The organism is Streptomyces sp. NPDC002055 (genome assembly GCF_040296705.1).
Classification (GTDB): Bacteria; Actinomycetota; Actinomycetes; order Streptomycetales; family Streptomycetaceae; genus Streptomyces.
The window spans coordinates 104,160-119,661 of record NZ_JBEOXS010000001.1 but is presented as its reverse complement, the minus strand read 5'-3'; the positions used below and the strand labels follow the sequence as shown (position 1 = coordinate 119,661).

10 protein-coding genes are annotated in these 15,502 nt (G+C 71.7%); 4 read left to right on the top strand and 6 right to left on the bottom strand.

Going from position 1 to position 15,502, the window contains the following annotated elements; all coding sequences use genetic code 11:
- Positions 1–454: 454 nt before the first annotated feature.
- A complete protein-coding gene (locus tag ABT112_RS00510) occupies positions 455–2,113 on the bottom strand; it encodes an FAD-dependent monooxygenase (RefSeq protein WP_351503895.1) in 1,659 nt (552 codons plus the stop codon).
- Positions 2,114–2,349: 236 nt separating this feature from the next.
- Here ABT112_RS00510 and ABT112_RS00505 point away from each other — a divergent pair, with 236 nt between their 5' ends.
- Positions 2,350–2,991, top strand: a complete 642-nt coding sequence (locus ABT112_RS00505) for a TetR/AcrR family transcriptional regulator (protein ID WP_351503893.1) — start codon at positions 2,350–2,352, stop codon at positions 2,989–2,991.
- An 84-nt stretch (positions 2,992–3,075) separates the two neighbouring features.
- Here the strand turns inward: ABT112_RS00505 and ABT112_RS00500 are convergent, their stop codons facing one another.
- On the bottom strand, positions 3,076–3,555 hold the full coding sequence (locus tag ABT112_RS00500) for a hypothetical protein (protein WP_351503891.1): 480 nt from the start codon (positions 3,553–3,555) through the stop codon (positions 3,076–3,078).
- Between the two features lie 45 nt (positions 3,556–3,600).
- Complete coding sequence (locus ABT112_RS00495; RefSeq protein ID WP_351503889.1) at positions 3,601–4,440, bottom strand: leishmanolysin-related zinc metalloendopeptidase; 840 nt, start codon at positions 4,438–4,440, stop codon at positions 3,601–3,603.
- 273 nt (positions 4,441–4,713) lie between these two features.
- On the opposite strand from ABT112_RS00495, the gene ABT112_RS00490 reads away from it, so the two are divergent.
- On the top strand, positions 4,714–6,996 hold the full coding sequence (locus ABT112_RS00490; RefSeq protein ID WP_351503887.1) for an endonuclease: 2,283 nt from the start codon (positions 4,714–4,716) through the stop codon (positions 6,994–6,996).
- Between the two features lie 177 nt (positions 6,997–7,173).
- On the opposite strand, the gene ABT112_RS00485 is transcribed toward ABT112_RS00490, so the two are convergent.
- Positions 7,174–7,980 (bottom strand): thioesterase family protein, encoded by an 807-nt coding sequence (locus ABT112_RS00485; RefSeq protein WP_351503885.1) that lies wholly within the window; start codon positions 7,978–7,980, stop codon positions 7,174–7,176.
- A gap of 901 nt (positions 7,981–8,881) precedes the next feature.
- Here ABT112_RS00485 and ABT112_RS00480 point away from each other — a divergent pair.
- The gene (locus ABT112_RS00480; RefSeq protein ID WP_351503883.1) at positions 8,882–9,544 is read left to right on the top strand and encodes a CAP domain-containing protein; all 663 of its coding nucleotides are present in this window, start codon (positions 8,882–8,884) and stop codon (positions 9,542–9,544) included.
- A 186-nt stretch (positions 9,545–9,730) separates the two neighbouring features.
- Here the strand turns inward: ABT112_RS00480 and ABT112_RS00475 are convergent, their stop codons facing one another.
- Positions 9,731–11,683, bottom strand: a complete 1,953-nt coding sequence (locus ABT112_RS00475; RefSeq protein ID WP_502975200.1) for a propionyl-CoA synthetase — start codon at positions 11,681–11,683, stop codon at positions 9,731–9,733.
- A gap of 170 nt (positions 11,684–11,853) precedes the next feature.
- On the opposite strand from ABT112_RS00475, the gene ABT112_RS00470 reads away from it, so the two are divergent.
- Positions 11,854–13,938, top strand: coding sequence for a transglycosylase domain-containing protein (locus tag ABT112_RS00470; protein ID WP_502975199.1), 2,085 nt, complete (start codon positions 11,854–11,856; stop codon positions 13,936–13,938).
- A gap of 192 nt (positions 13,939–14,130) precedes the next feature.
- On the opposite strand, the gene ABT112_RS00465 is transcribed toward ABT112_RS00470, so the two are convergent.
- Positions 14,131–15,381, bottom strand: a complete 1,251-nt coding sequence (locus tag ABT112_RS00465; RefSeq protein WP_502975214.1) for a polysaccharide deacetylase family protein — start codon at positions 15,379–15,381, stop codon at positions 14,131–14,133.
- Positions 15,382–15,502 lie beyond the last annotated feature (121 nt).

Sequence of the window (15,502 nt, the reverse complement as noted above, 5' to 3'; positions counted from 1 at the left end):
GCTCCGGTGCGGCCCCGTGCCGCTCCTGGGGAGCCCTGCCGGGCCCGGCAGGTGTCGGGGCCATCGCCTCGTCCCTCCCTTCGCGGGGCTGCCCCTCCACTGTCGCCCGCGAGGACCGGTCACGCAGCGCAGCGGGCTCCCGCCCGCGGGCCGTACCGGTGGCTGAAGAGCGCCCGGCGCGGCGTGGGACCGGCCCTCCCGCCCGCGGCTCCCGCGGAAGGCGCCGGCCCGGTCGGTCCCGGCCCGGCTCCTCCACGGAAGACGGTCGTGGCATCGGACTGTGCTCCCGGCCACTCGCCCGCGACTCCCCCGACCGGCCCCGGCCCGGTCGGACCAGGGCCGGTCGCACCGGGCCCGGCTCCTCCGCGGCGACGGTGGCGTCATCGGGCCGTCCTCCCGCCCGCTCTTCCGCGGCTCCCCGCGGACGAGTCGGCCCCCGCCGGGCCCCGCGGCATCAGCGGCCGAGCCCGTCCAGGTAGTCCCGGACCACCTGGGTGCCATCAGCCGGGACCAGCAGGCCCACATGGTTGTCGGGGCGGATCAGCACCAGGCCGTCCCCGTCCGCTGCGTACGCGGACCGGGCGTGCCCTCCGTGGTCGTCCAGGCCCGGCACGTTCCCCCCGGGCCCTGCCTGCGGCCCGGCGTCCACCGCGCACACCCGTACCGTGTCGCCCCGTTCCGCGGCGATGTCCCGCAGGGCGGCCGTGCTGCCCGCGCCGAAGCCGAGCAGGGTGAAGTACGGTCCGGAGAAGACCTCGAAGAGGCGCCGGGGCGTACCGGTGGCGGTGTCCCGGCAGGGTGCGTCGGGCGCCCGGTCGCCGGGCCGCAGGCGGGTGTCCGCGCCGTCTCCGGCGGAGGCCTCCGACGAAACGTTCAGGGCGTCCGACGAAGTGTTCAGGGCATCCGCGGGCACATCGGGAGTTCCGGCCGGGGTTCCGGAGGTACCGGTGCGTCCGGACCGGTCCCGGCTGAGGGAGCTCCACCGGTAGCCCAGGCCCAGCGCGGACGTCTCCGGTGTGATCCCGGCTTCCAGCCCGCCGCCCGGCTTTCTGATCGCCTCCAGGACGGCGCGCATCCCCGCGGAGGTGACGTCCAGCGTCCAGGCGGCGACCGGCAGACGTTCCTCCTGGTAGGTGTCGAGGAGTCCGGGTCCCGTCCGGCCGGCCGTGACCAGGGCGAGCTTCCAGCCCAGGTTGTAAGCGTCCTGGATGCCGGTGTTCATGCCCAGTCCGCCGGCGATGGAGTGGACGTGCGCGGCGTCTCCGGCGAGGAAGACCCTGCCCACCCGGTACCGATCGACCATCCGTACGTTGACCCGGTAGGTCGACAGCAGGGTGGCCTCGGTCAGCCGGACGCCGGCGCCGGTGTGCCGGTCGCACAGCCGCTGGAAGCTCTCCAGCGACGGGGCGACGGGGTTCCCGTCGGCGTCGCGTTCGGGCGCGGCCTGGAACCACCAGCCGGACCGGGTACCGGGGATCGGACACATCATGACGGCGCCGTCCTCGTCGAACCACTGGTGCCAGCGGTCGCGCTCCGGCCCCTCGGCCACGACGTCGCCGCAGACCATCGACTGGTCCGGTGCGGTCTCCCCCTCCATTTGGACGCCGAGGAGCTTGCGGGTGGTGCTGTGGCCGCCGTCGCAGCCCACCAGGTAACGCGCCGCGATGCGGCTGCCGTCGGCGAGCTCCGCGGTCACCCCGGTGCCGTCCTGGGCGAGGCCGGTGAGTTCGGCGCCCGGTTCGACGCGCACGCCGTACTCCGCGAGCCGGTCCCGGAGGATCCGCTCCAGCTGCCACTGGGCCATGATCCGGCCCCGGTCGTAGGGGGCGCCGGGGGTGGGGCGGGAGTTCTCGAACGGATCGCTGTCGGCGATCCACCGGCCGTCGCGGTACTTGCGCATCGCCGGGGGTGCGGAGCCGGTGGCCAGCACGGCGTCGAGGACGCCGAGGTCCTCCAGGACCTCCAGGCTCCGGGGGTTGGGGCCTTTGGCGCGCGAGGTGCGGGCATGCCGCGGGGCCCGGTCGATGATGCGCAGCGCGACGCCGCGCCGGGCGAGGTCGCAGGCGAGGGTCAGGCCGGTGGGTCCTGCACCCACGATCAGCACGGTGGTCATGCGCAGCTCCTTGTCCCCGGTGTGTCGTACCGGTTGTCCCGGTGTGTCGTACCGGTGGGCGGGCCCGGTTCCGCTCGCCGGTGGGACCGGCGGCGTGCCCGGGGGTCGGTCCCGGCGGATCGCCGGTCGTGCCGGAGCCATGTCGCGCTCCGGCCCCCACAGCAAAACGCAACCAGGTAAAGAAAGCAACCCGGTAACGATCGATTCCCGGTCACGCAAGGTGCTACGGTGACGCCGTGAGCGAGCAGTCGGGCCTCCGGGCACGCAAGAAGGCGCGGACGCACCAGGCCATCTCGGACGCGGCGATCACGCTCTTCCTGGAGCGCGGGTACGACCGGGTGTCGGTGGCGGAGGTCGCGGCGGCGGCCGAGGTCTCCAAGCCGACCCTGTTCCGGTACTTCCCGACCAAGGAGGACTTGGTCCTCGACCGGATCGCCGACCATCAGGACGAGGCGGCACGAGTGGTGCGCGACCGCGCTCCCGGCCAGTCACCGCTGACCGCGCTGCACCGGCATCTGCACGAGCTGCTGCGGGCGCGCGATCCGGTCAGCGGCCTCAACGACCACCCTCAGGTGATGGCCTTTCACGCCATGCTGTACGCCACCCCGAGCCTGCTGGCCCGCATGGTGCGGTACGGCTCGCGCAACGAGGAGGCGCTTACCGGAGCCCTGAGCGAGGCCGTGTCCGCCGAACCGTCCGATCCGGCGCCACGGCTGGCCGCCACTCAGATCATCAGCGTGCTCCAGGTCCTGGCCCGGGAGAACTGGCGGAAGCTGTCGGAGGGACGGACGGCCGACGAGGTCCACCCGGAGGCCGTCGCGGACGCCGACCGCGCGTTCGGACTGCTCGGCGGGGGGCTGGCCGAGCGGTTCGACTGAGCGGGAGGCGCGCGGGCAGGTCCGGATCCACGGCGTCGGCACCTTCCCGTTCGCAGCTCCTCTCCGCGCCTCGCGGGAAAGCCCTCAGGTCTCCAGACCGATGTCGGTCGCCGAGAACAGCCTGCTCGCGTTGGCGTCGAGCAGGGCGAAGCCCTCCACGATCTGCGCCGCCACCCGCCAGTCGCCGCTCCGCGGGTCCCGGCGCAGCCTCCAGGCGTGGATGGCCTGCCCGGTGTACTCGTCGCTCCTGGCAGCCCCGGGTTCGCGGCCGCGGAGGAAGAAGCGGAGGCGGGTCCGGGCGTGCAGGGAGCCGCGCGGGCTCTCCCGGGCACCCAGGATCTGCAGGATTTCGTGGGATTCGTCGAAGAAGACCGACCGCGCCTCGAGGAAGTCGCGCAGGCCCGACTCCCCCTCCCACATCCGGCCGCCCGCGAAGCCGGTCTCGAAGTCCCCGGTGAGCACGGCGTCGTACATCTCCCGTACCGACGCGTGTGCCTGGAGAAGTTCGAAGTACCGCTCGACGGTGTCGAGGACGACGGCCTCCGGGGCGAGGGACACGGTCATCGAAGCACCCTTCGGAAGGCGGCCCGTCCCGCCGGAGCGCCCGCCTCACGCTGCGGGGAGCACCATGGGGATGACCGGCAGCACCATGCCCGCGTCGGTCGGCGCGGTGTGTGCCACCAGTTCGCCGGCCCGGGCCAGTTCGAGGAGGTCGGGCAGCTTGTAGGGTTCCGCGGCCGCGAGGTCGACCTGGTACCCGAGGTCGCCCAGGCTCGCCGCCGTCAGCCGGCTCAGCGGGTTTCCGGGGGTGGCGATGAACCCGGACATCAGCTCGTTGCGGAACACCGTCTCCCGCCAGTGGCCGTCGGCGGTTCCGGGGCCGCCGGTGTTCTCCACCGGAACCGGTGCCGGTGTACCGCCGAGGAGTTGCCCGTGCTCGTCCATGGCCCCGTCGCCGATGAAATTCGGATTGGCCGTCCGGGGATCCTTGAGGAGGCCCTTGCGCTCCCAGAGGGTGCCGATGCCCAACACATGCCCCATTTCATGGGTGATGACGTCGTTGAGCGTTTCCTCGGATTCCATCCGGGCCAGATCCGCGGTGTCGAACGACATGATGCCCTGCACCGGGAGAAGGGCCGTGGGATCCGCGCCCGGTGGCCGCAGATGTGTCGGACCGGCCTGCCCCAGAATCTTGCCGGTGCCGTCGATGGGAACGCCCTGAGCGAGGATCAGGATGTCGTCGATGACGTCGCCGCCGAGCACGACGGTCGGCAGATCCCCGACGATGACGCGGGCCCATCGGTCCGCGGCCTGGACGAATGCCTGCTCCTGGCCGCTGGTGAGCCCTCCGATGAAGCGCACCTCGATGGTGAACGGTGATGTCGTGGCAGCCAGTTCGCGTGCTCTGGAGAGCTCGGCGACTGCCTTGTAGGTGCGGTGCTGGCACATGGCTGCTCCTCAGCCGAGAACCGATGTATGGCCCCTGTTCGAGCATAGGAGAAACGGCTGCGCCATCGCTTGTTGAGCTGTCGAGAGTTGAGCTGTCGAGAATTGAAAGGGAAACAAATGCGGAAGGTATCGGTATCCATGACGGGGTTTCGATATTCATGACAGGGACTACGCCGTTCGGGTGAGCGGTACCTGTCGTTCGGGTCCACAATGGAAGGAGCGGCCGCACACCCCACCCCTCAGCACGTACAGATGTGAGACCAGGAGGCGGCTGTGATTACCGCGCAGCGCCCGGCGCAGGCACAATCCGACCATCTCTCCCGCGTCGAGGAGACCCGCCGCCGCTATGACGACCGCGCCACGGAGCGGGAGCGGAGCCGCGAGGTACTGGACCGCCGCGGCGTCCTCTACGCGGACACTCCGGAGCGGGTGAACAAACGTCTGGCGCGGCTGGGCGTGGACTGGTCACTGGCCAGCGCACTCGACCGGACTCCCGCTCGGGCCAGCGCGGGCAGCAGCCTGCCCCTGGAACCGGAGAGCTTCGGCGCCGACGTTCTCGGCCTGGAACGCCTCATGGGCCGGAACGATCTGATCGAGGTCCGGTTCCTGCAGGCCGGGTACCTGGCGGGGCGGTCGATCGGGCGGGTGACGGTCCGCGGACGCGAGGCCCACCACGGCACCGGCTTCATGGTGTCCCCGTCCCTGCTGATGACCAACAACCATGTGCTGCGCACCGCGGAGGAGGCGAGCCGCGGGATCATCGCCTTCAACTTCGAGGCAGGGGTGACCGGGCGGCCCCTCGCCCCGGTGGCCTTCGACCTGGAGCCGGAACGGTTCTTCGTCACCGACCGCGCCCTCGACTTCTCGCTGGTCGCGGTGGCCGGGCGCGGGCCGGACGGCGTTCCGCTCGACTCCTTCGGCCATCTGCGGCTGAGCGAGGCACAGGGCATGGTCATCCTGGGCGAGCTGGTCAACATCATCCAGCATCCCAACGGCGAGCCCAAGCAGCTGGCGCTGCGGGAGAACCAGGTCGTGGACCTGCTCGAGATGTTCGTGCACTACGACACCGACACGGCACCGGGTTCGTCGGGCTCGCCGGTCTTCAACGACCAGTGGGAGGTCGTCGCCCTGCACCACTCGGGCGTTCCGCGGACCGACGCCGCGGGGAACCTGCTCGCCGTCGACGGCACCCGCTGGAGCCCGGAGATGGGCGAACAGCGGCTGGCGTGGAAGGCGAACGAGGGCGTACGGATCAGCCGGGTGCTGGACGCGCTGCGGCAGTTCCCGTTGAGCACCCCCGCCGCCGAGCTGCGGGAGCAGGTGTTCGCGGCGGGCGGCGGACCGCTTCCGGACGAGGGCGCGCCCTCCCCGGTGACGGCATCCCCGGCCGCGGCGACTGCGTCCACGGCGCACGGCTCGAACGGGTCGGCCGGCAACGGGAAGGCCCCGCAGGCGCCTCAGGCGGCCGCCGCCGGTCCGGCCACCGGAGCGGCCCCGGGGATCGCCCCCGGCGCCGCGGGCGTCATGCAGTGGACGGTTCCGCTGCGGTTCAGCGTGGGCGTCGGCCCGACGGCCCCCGGGATCTCCGTCGCCCCCGGGCCCGTTCCACCGATGACCGCGGCGGCACCGGCCACCGGACCGTCCGCCGGTGCCACGCCCGCGGCTCCCCCGGTGGAGCCGGACGGGCACCGGCCCGCCGACCAGGACGTCCATGCCGCGCTGGTCAATCTGGAGGCCGGCCGGACCCGCCCGTACTACGAGGCCGAGGAGGACCGGGCCGCGCGCGAGGCGTACTACGCGGACATCCGGACCACCTCCGCCGCCGGGCTGCTCCGCGCCCTGGCCCGGCTGCTGGAGTCCACCCACGAGCGCCGGCCCGCGTACAAGCCGATGCGGATGGTCTACCCCTGGGTGGATCTCCACCCGGATCTGCACCTGCGCAGCATCTACTCCGGGAAGAGCTTCTCGCCGGAGGAGTTCATCCGGGCGGACGCCGCCGCGGAGGACGCCCGGATCGGGCGCTGGGAGGAGTTCCTGCGGCGCGAGAGCGCCCCGGATCCGTCCGCGCTCGGTGCCGAGCTCGACGCCCTGGAGGCGGCCCTGCCGTTCAACTGCGAGCACGTGGTCCCGCAGTCCTGGTTCGGCAAGGACGAGCCGATGCGCGGCGACCTGCACCATCTGTTCGCCTGCGAGTCGGGGTGCAACAGCTTCCGCGGCAACATCCCCTACTTCGACTTCCCCGACCGGGAGGAAGCCGTACGCAACGACTGCGGACGCCGGGAGACGAAGAAGTTCGAGCCGTCGGCGGGGAAGGGCACGGTGGCCCGGGCCACCCTCTACTTCCTGCTGCGCTACCCGAAGCTCATCGGCGACGCCGAGGGCGAGTTCCCGCAGGAGCGCCTGGACCTTCTGCTGTCCTGGCACGCCGAGGACCCGGTGAGCGACTACGAACGGCACCGCAATGCGGCGATCTTCGAGATCCAGGGCAACCGGAACCCGCTGATCGACAACCCGCGGTGGGCGGAGGAAATCGACTTCAGCGCCGCCTGGCCGTGAGGTGAGGGCCGCCGGGCCCAGCGGCGTTACAGGCGCCGCCGGGCCCGGCGGCGCCTGTGACGGAGCGGCCCGACCGACAGCCCGCGACGGAGTGGCCCGACCGGCGGCCCGCAAGGAGGCGGCGCCGCCGGTCATGGACACTCCGGGGGCTCGGGGCCCCCGAGGGTCGATGCCGCTTCAGCCGCGCGGTCCCACGAACAGGCTCTGCGCGCTCCGGCCGATGGGCCCGTTCTCGTCGTGCAGCGCCGCCTCGGCCAGACCGATGCCGGCCGCGTCCACGCTCGTCCGGGCGTCCACGCACACCCACTCCCCCACCGGGTGGCGGTGCAGATGGACGGTCAGGTCGGGGTTGACGAAGAGCTGCGACCGGAAGTCGAGGACGTTGCTGATGCCGTTGCCGGAGTCCGCCGCCATCAGGACCCGCTCCAGGCCCCCGGTCCGCTCGCCCGCGACCAGCGGCACCCGGGGCCGCATCCAGCAGGTGGCCGGGCCGTTCTCGACGAACTCCCCAGCGGCGAACCGGAATTCCATCGCCGTGTGGTAGCCGGTGTCCCAGGGGACCTCGAAGAACGTCCTGGTGCCGGCCTTCTCGGGGGCGGGCACCTGCGGCCCGGGAACCACGGCCGGTACGCAGTCCTCGGCCGTCCGGATCCGCACCGCGGTGGCGCGCATCACCGGGTCGCCGCCCTCGGGCGTGAGGGAGAGCTCCAGCAGTTCCACACTCCGGCCGGAGCGGGCCACCCGGACCTCCACGGCGAGTGGCGTGATCGGCACGGGGCGGATGATCTCGTAGCTGATGCGGACCAGCCGCATGTCCTCGCGCGCACCGGTCCGGCGCTCGGCCGCCCGGGCGAGGAGCGCGGCGGGCGGCCCCGCGTGCTGGGAGTCCGGGTCCCACGGCCCCCGGGTGCACTCCGTCGGCGCGTACCGGCCCTCGGAGAGCGGCTCGAAGAAGGCGTCCGGAGCGTCGGACGGTGCTGCCATGGCTCAAATCCTCCCCGCGTACGACCTGCCGGAGGAGGCGCCCTGCCCGCACCGGCCGCTGGCGACCCGCCAGGCTACCCATCAGTAGCAGAAGGTGCGAGGTCCGGACCAGCCGTCGGCCTGATCCACCCGTCGGCCCGGTCCGTCCATCGTCGCCCCGATCCACCGGCCGGCACGCCGCACCCCTTGCCGGGCGCGGGAGAGCGGTCGGCGGTCGGCGGTCGGCGGTCGGCGGTCGGCGGTGAACGCACACCGATCCTGGGGAATTCCGCGGCCGGCGCGGCGCGGACCTCTTCGCCACACAACAGGCAGCGGAATCCACGCAGGAACGCCCGACGCACAAGGAAAAGGCATCCGCCGCATCGCCGCACGCAATATCACATCCACGGAGCCTCCGCTCTTGACAGTTCGTATTACTACGAGGGCAACCCCAGAGGATCGCGAATGAAGTTCACCTGAATTCACACCGACTCCCGGACGGGAAGAAGGCGTCCGGCACACACTCATCCTTCAAGGAGCGTGAACGATCACGTTCCGACGGTCTAATAAGTTGCCCTGGCGCACCAAAGCCCCTGGTCGGACGGGATGTGGCCGCCGAGCTGGACAGAGACCGGAACGACAAAGGGAGGGACAGGCGGGAAGGGGAGCAGCCCGGCGCCGAATTCCTCACCCGGAGGTCCTGCGGAATTTTCCACCCTCCTCTGCCATTTCGGCTGCGAACGCGGTCTTCACCCTCCCAAGGTGGCGGAGTGCCGCGTTCCTCTTGATACGGTAATCCGGTCCCCGCGAGGGGCCGTTGCAATCCGGACACACCCCTGCCCATTGCGGGCCATGTGCTTCTTGGGTTCGCCATGCCGGCCCGCGCGGGAATCCCATCCCCCACCCCATGGAGTCATCTCGCATGACAGCACCACAGCCTGGCCCCTCCGCCGGTTCCCGTTCCCGTGGCGCCCACCGGCGCCGGGTCCGGATCGTGCCGATCGCCCTCGCCGTCGCGGCCGGAACCGTCGCCGGAACGATGGCCGTGCTGTCCTCGGACGACGGCGCGAACGCCTCCACCGAGTACGGCCGGCCCGACGACCGGTCCACCGCCCCGCGCACCACCGCCCCGGCGGACAGCGCGACCCCGACGGAGGAGCCCACCGCGGAGCCGTCCGCGACGAAGCAGCGCAGCCGCGCGGCCCGTTACGAGGCGGAGATACTCCGGCTCGTCAACAAGGCACGCAAGGAGCACGGCTGCGAGCCGCTGCACAATGACAAGCGGCTGGCGAAGGCCGCCCGGCTGCACAGCGAGGACATGAAGGCTCACAACTTCTACGCCCACACCGCCCCGGGCGGCGGCCCGGACCCGAAGGAGCGGATGGAGGCGCAAGGCTACGAGGACGCCCACGCGGAGAACATCGACGCCTGGGAGCGGACGCCCGAGGGCGCCTTCCGGGCCTGGATGGAGAGCCCCGGCCACCGGAAGAACATCCTCAGCTGCTCGTCCAAGGCGAGCGGGGTGGGCGTCGCGTTCGGCGGCAAGCTCCGGGCGTACTGGACGCAGGACTTCGGCTACAAGTAGGCGCGCCCGGCAGCCGCTTCCCCGGCTGCCCTGACGCCACGGGCGTACCACGGCCGTGTCGGCGGTACGCCCGTGGCAGTACGGTTCAGTCCTGCCGGGAGGCCCCGCGGTGCCCCGCCCGTCCTTCGGGCGGACAACGCGCGGCGTCAGGTGCGGACAACCCCGGGCTTTCCCAGCGCCGTGTGGCTACGCGCCGGAGGTCTTCCCCGCGCCCGGTTCACCACCCGGCCGGAGCACCTCCCGCAGGGCGTCGAGGACCGCCGGGTCCTCGATGGTCGACGGCACCGGCTCGTCCCGGCCCTCCGCGAGGGATCGCATGGACTTCCGCAGGATCTTGCCGGACCTGGTCTTCGGCAGCCCGGCGACCACGTCCACCTCCTTGAACGCCGCCACCGGTCCGATCTCGGAGCGCACCGCCGCGACCAGTTCGGCACGCAGTTCGTCCGGGTCGTACGCGGCGCCCGCCTTGAGCACCACCAGGCCGCGCGGCACCTGGCCCTTCAGGGAGTCCGCGACGCCGATCACCGCGCACTCGGCCACCGCGGGGTGGGCGGCCAGGACGGCTTCCATCGACCCGGTGGACAGCCGGTGGCCGGCCACGTTGATCACGTCGTCGGTCCGGCCCATGACGTAGAGGTAGCCGTCCTCGTCCCGGTATCCGCCGTCCCCGGTGAGGTAGTGGCCCTCGAAGCGTGACAGATAGGAGCGGATGTACCGGTCGTCGTCGCCCCAGAGCGTCGGCAGCGTCCCCGGCGGCAGCGGGAGCCGGATACAGATCGCCCCTTCGGTGCCGGGCGGCACCTCGGCGCCCTGCTCGTCCAGGATCCGTACGTCGTAGCCCGGCACCGGGACCGTCGGCGAGCCCGGCTTGACGGGCATCGGGTCCAGGCCCCGGAGGTTGGCGGCCACCGCCCAGCCGGTCTCCGTCTGCCACCAGTGGTCGATGACCGGCACACCGAGGATGTCCGCGGACCAGTGGTAGGTCTCGGGGTCGAGCCGTTCGCCGGCCAGGAAGAGGGTCCGGAAGCCGGACAGGTCGTGGCCGGCGAGCAGTTCGCCCCGCGGGTCGACCTTCTTGATGGCGCGGAGTGCGGTGGGGGCGGTGAAGAGTGCCTTCACCCCGTGCTGGGCGATCACCCGCCAGAACGCCGCGGCGTCCGGGGTGCCGACCGGCTTGCCCTCGTAGAGCACCGTGGTCGCGCCGACCAGCAGGGGTGCGTAGACGATGTAGGAGTGGCCGACGACCCAGCCGACGTCGGAGGCCGTCCACCACACGTCGCCGGGGCCGATGTCGTAGACGTTCGCCATCGACCAGGCCAGGGCGACGGCGTGGCCGCCGTTGTCCCGCACCACGCCCTTGGGCCGTCCGGTGGTCCCCGAGGTGTAGAGGATGTAGAGCGGGTCGGTGGCGTCGACCGGGACGCAGGGCGCGGGCTCGGCGGCGGCCATCGCCTCGTCCCAGTCGAGATCGCCGTCGACCGGCTCGGCGCGCAGCTGCTCGCGCTGGAGAAGGATGACGCGGTCGGGCCGGTGGCCGGCGAGCCGCAGCGCCTCGTCGACCATGGGCCGGTACGCCACGACCCGGCCGGGCTCGATCCCGCAGGAGGCGGTGACCAGCACCTTCGGCCGGGCGTCGTCCACCCGGGCGGCCAGCTCCCGGGGAGCGAAGCCGCCGAAGACGACGGAGTGCACAGCGCCGAGCCGCGCGCAGGCGAGCATCGCGACGGCCGCCTCCGGCACCATCGGCAGATAGATGACCACCCGGTCGCCGGCTCCGACGCCCTGCGCGCGGAGCACCCCGGCGAACCGGGCCACCAGGTCGCGCAGCTCGGTGTAGGTGTACGAGCGCTGTTCCCCGGTGTACGCCGAGTCGTGGATCAGGGCGGTGCGGTCGCCGTGGCCGGCCTCGACGTGCCGGTCGAGGGCGTTGTGGCAGGTGTTCAGGCGTCCGTCGGGGAACCAGCGGTACAAGGGGGCCTGTTCGCTGTCCAGCGCACGGGCGGGTACCCGCTCCCAGTCGATCGCCTCCGCCGCTCCCAGCCAGAACCCCTCGGGGTCGGTCAGACTGCTGCGGTAAGTGTCCTGGTACTTCGCCACGTTGCTGCTCCTGGTCGCTCGGCTGTGAACAGTCTCGCTCATGCGTCGCTCGTTCGTCCGAACCGAATCGGGGGTCCGGGGCGGGGCGGCCGCGTCGGCCGCATAGGCTGACACCGCCGTGGGGGCAGGGGGGCGACCGGGTGGTCGCATCCGGACAGTGGGGGGAATGTGCAGGTCGGAATGGGGATCACTGCGGGTGACGGTGGTCGGGCATGAGCAAGCATCGGCGTAAGCAGCCGTCCACCGGGCTGCGCGGGGAAGCGGTACGCCGGCTGCGGAGCGGCGTCACCGCGGTCGACGACAGGTTCCCGGCGGTCGCCCGGCTGGCCCGGCGGATGCGCTGGGAGTATCCGCGGCCGGGCCGGAAGGGCTTCCGCCGCTGGGTGCCGTCGTGGCGGCAGGTGCTGGCGGTGGTGGGGACGAGCACCGGCGCGCTGACGCTGTTCATCGGCTACGCGTACTCGCAGGCGCGCATACCGGAGAACCTCAACTCGTTCGCCACCCAGCAGGACAACATCTACTACTGGGCCGACGGCACCAAGATGGCCCGGACCGGCTGGGTCAGCCGCCAGGAGATGCCGCTGGAGAAGGTGCCGGAGGACGTCCAGTGGGCGGTGCTGGCCGCCGAGAACAAGACGTTCTACACCGACTCCGGGGTCTCCCCCTCGGGCATCATGCGCGCCGTGCTGCGGATGGGCACCGGGGGCAACACCCAGGGCGGCTCCACCATCACCCAGCAGTACGTGAAGAACGTCTATCTGGACCAGGACCAGAACTTCTCCCGCAAGCTCAACGAGATGCTCATCGCCATCAAGCTGGACCAGAGGATGAGCAAGAAGGACATCCTGGAGGGCTACCTCAACACCAGCTGGTTCGGCCGCGGCACCTACGGCCTGCAGCGCGCCGCCCAGGCGTACTACGGCAAGGAGGTCTCCGAGCTCAACGCGAGCGAGGGCGCCTTCCTTGCCTCGCTGCTCAAGGGCGCCGCGCTGTACGACCCGGCGATCAGCAAGGCGAACCACCGGCGGGCCGAGGAGCGGTGGAGCTGGGTGCTCGACCGGATGGTCGACATCGGCAAGCTGTCCGCCGCGGAGCGGGCCGAGTACACCACCTTCCCGGAGCCCCGGGCACGGCCGCGGGCCACCGACTCCAGTGGTCAGAGCGGCTATCTCATCGAGATGGCCAAGGCGTACGTCAGCAAGAACACCACGGTCTCGGACGCCGAGTTCGACCTGGGCGGCTACCAGATCTACACGACCTTCGAGAAGCCGCGGGTGGACGCACTGACCACGGCGGTGAAGAAGGTGCGGAAGAAGCTCGACCCGGACCGCCGGTCCGTCGACGAGCACGTCCGGGTGGGCGCCGCCTCGGTCGCCCCCGACGGCCGGATCCTGGCTGTGCACGGCGGGCCGGACTACCTCAAGCAGGGGCTCAACGACGCCAACGCGGTGACCGTGCCGGCAGGCACGTCGTTCACGCCGTTCGTGTACGCGGCGGCCCTGGAGGACGGTGTCCGCCGCGAGCGGGAGGGCAGCAGGACGCCGGTCTCCCCGGAGACCGTCTACGACGGCGACGACAAGATCTCCGTCCGCACCCCCGAGGGCCCCTACTGGGACCGCAGCGGGAAGATCGTCAAGGGCCGCAACGAGGGGGAACGGTCCTGGGGCCGGATCCCGCTGCGCAAGGCGATGGTGCATTCGGTCAACACCCCGCTCATCCAGCTCGGCATGGACGTCGGTCTGGACCGGGTGCGCCGGACCGCGACCGCGGCGGGGCTGCTGCCGGGCAGTTTCGGCCCGCAGGTGCCGGCCTTCTCGCTCGGCAACTCCACGCCCAGCGCGATCCGGATGGCCAGTGCGTACGGGACGTTCGCGTCGAACGGCCGGCACACCGAGCCGTACTCGGTGCGGCGGGTCACCCGCAACGGCGACACCGTGCCGATGCCCCGGCCGCGGGCCAGGCGGGTGCTGGACAGCGGGGTGGCAGGGCAGGTCACCGACGCGCTGCGGGGCGCGGTGCAGGAGGGCACGGCGCAGCGGGCCAAGGCGCTCGGGCCGGAGATGGCGGGCAAGACCGGGACCTCCGAGGAGAACAACTCCGCCTGGTTCGTGGGGTACGACAGCAAGGTGTCGACGGCGGTGTCGGTGTTCCGGCTGGAGCCCCGGACGCTGCAGCTGCTGCCGCTGGACGGCCTGGGAGGCGCGCCGAAGGACACCGCCGGCAGCGGCTATCCGGCCGAGATCTGGACCGACTACATGAAGGCGTCGGCCCGGCGGCAGGCGGCTGCCCGGTCCTGACCGCTCACGCCTGCTGCCGCGCGGCCCGTTCGGGGCGGCGCGGCAGCAGGTTCCGGGCCCGGGGTCGGCCGCGGCCGGCGGGATCCGGCGGCCACGGCCCGGCGCCCGTTCGGCGACCGCGGCCAGGCGTTCGTCGGGTGGCGTCCGTCGGGGTGGCGTCCGTCCGAGGCCGGCGGACGGACGCCGTCCGGGTCAGCGGGCGAACCGCTTCCAGTCCGGTTCCTGGGCCGGGTCCAGGGCGCGCAGCTGGTCCAGGACCTTGGGGTCCTGGGCGTCCAGCCAGTCCGCGAGCTGGCGGAAGGACACGCACCGCACACCGTCGCGGTTGCACACCTCCTTCATCACGTCCTCGACGGCCCGCATGTAGATGCCGCCGTTCCAGTCCTCGAAGTGGTTGCCGATGAACAGCGGCGCACGGCTGCCGTGGTAGACCCGCTCGAACCCGTTCAGATAGCCCTGCCGGGTCTCCCTCTCCCACTGGTCGTACTTGGCCGGGTCGCCCTCGGTGCTGTCGCCGGACTGGTTGAAGAGGAAGTTGAAGTCCATGGACAGCACCTGGACTTCCTTGTCCGGGTACGGCAGCAGCTGGAGCGGGAAGTTCCAGATCCCGTCGGTCTTGGAGGGCCATATCTGGAAGTCGCCGGAGGAGCTGGCGTCGTACCGCCAGCCGAACGAGCGGGCCGCCTCGAGCAGGTTCTTCTGGCCCTCCAGGCACGGGGCCCGGCCGCCGGCGAGCTCCTCCTCGAAGTCGAAGGGCAGCGGCGGGAGGTCCTTGAAGCCGGTGTTCGTCTTCCAGTTCTCCACGAACGAGTAGGACTGGCGGATCTCGCTCTTCCACTCGGCGGGGGTCCAGTCACCGCCGCCCTTGGGGCCGCAGAAGTGCCCGTTGAAGTGGGTGCCGATCTCGTTGCCGTCCCGCCAGGCCCCGCCCACCTGGTCCAGGGTGGTCCTGATGTGGTCGTCGGTGGCGAACGAGATGGCCGCGGAGCCGGGGTCGTGCCGGGGCGGCCGGTACAGCGTCCGCTGCGACTTCGGCAGCAGATACATGCTGGTGAGGAAGAACGTCATGCTGGCGTTGTTCTCCTTGGCCACCTCACGGAAGTGGGAGAACAGCCGGTCCTCACCCTGCAGGGCGCCGTCCCAGGAGAAGACGACGAACTGCGGCGGTTTCTGTCCTGGTTTCAGGCGCTTCGGCTTCGGCTGGCGCGGCTGCGGGCCGGTGTACGAGGTCGAGCCGTCGCCCAGGACCTTCACCTTCCCGTCCCACTCCCGGGCCCGCCTCTGCTTCGCGTGCTGCGATCCGGCCTTCCGCCGGGCCTCCGCCCCGCCGTGCGCGGGAGCACGGGAAGCGGAGCCCGCCACGGGCTCGGAGTTGTCATCCGACGGGCTGTCAGCCCCGGAGGACGCCATGACCAGCGCAAGCGCGACCACGCCCCCCGCCATGGCCACAGCCACCGGGCGGTGGGCAATCCTGACCTTCAAACTCGTTCCCCCCCAGGGACACGCACAGACTTACTGCCCCCAGTATCACAGTCGGATTATCGTCACCGCTTGTGTCCCTCTC

What these genes read in the sequence shown, in the direction of transcription:
- ABT112_RS00510 (WP_351503895.1), bottom strand. Translation starts at nt 2,113, where the DNA reads ATGACCACCGTGCTGATCGTGGGTGCAGGACCCACCGGCCTGACCCTC.
- ABT112_RS00500 (WP_351503891.1), bottom strand. Translation starts at nt 3,555, where the DNA reads ATGACCGTGTCCCTCGCCCCGGAGGCCGTCGTCCTCGACACCGTCGAG.
- ABT112_RS00495 (WP_351503889.1), bottom strand. Translation starts at nt 4,440, where the DNA reads ATGTGCCAGCACCGCACCTACAAGGCAGTCGCCGAGCTCTCCAGAGCA.
- ABT112_RS00485 (WP_351503885.1), bottom strand. Translation starts at nt 7,980, where the DNA reads ATGGCAGCACCGTCCGACGCTCCGGACGCCTTCTTCGAGCCGCTCTCC.
- ABT112_RS00480 (WP_351503883.1), top strand. Translation starts at nt 8,882, where the DNA reads ATGACAGCACCACAGCCTGGCCCCTCCGCCGGTTCCCGTTCCCGTGGC.
- ABT112_RS00475 (WP_502975200.1), bottom strand. Translation starts at nt 11,683, where the DNA reads ATGAGCGAGACTGTTCACAGCCGAGCGACCAGGAGCAGCAACGTGGCG.
- ABT112_RS00470 (WP_502975199.1), top strand. Translation starts at nt 11,854, where the DNA reads ATGAGCAAGCATCGGCGTAAGCAGCCGTCCACCGGGCTGCGCGGGGAA.
- ABT112_RS00465 (WP_502975214.1), bottom strand. Translation starts at nt 15,381, where the DNA reads ATGGCGGGGGGCGTGGTCGCGCTTGCGCTGGTCATGGCGTCCTCCGGG.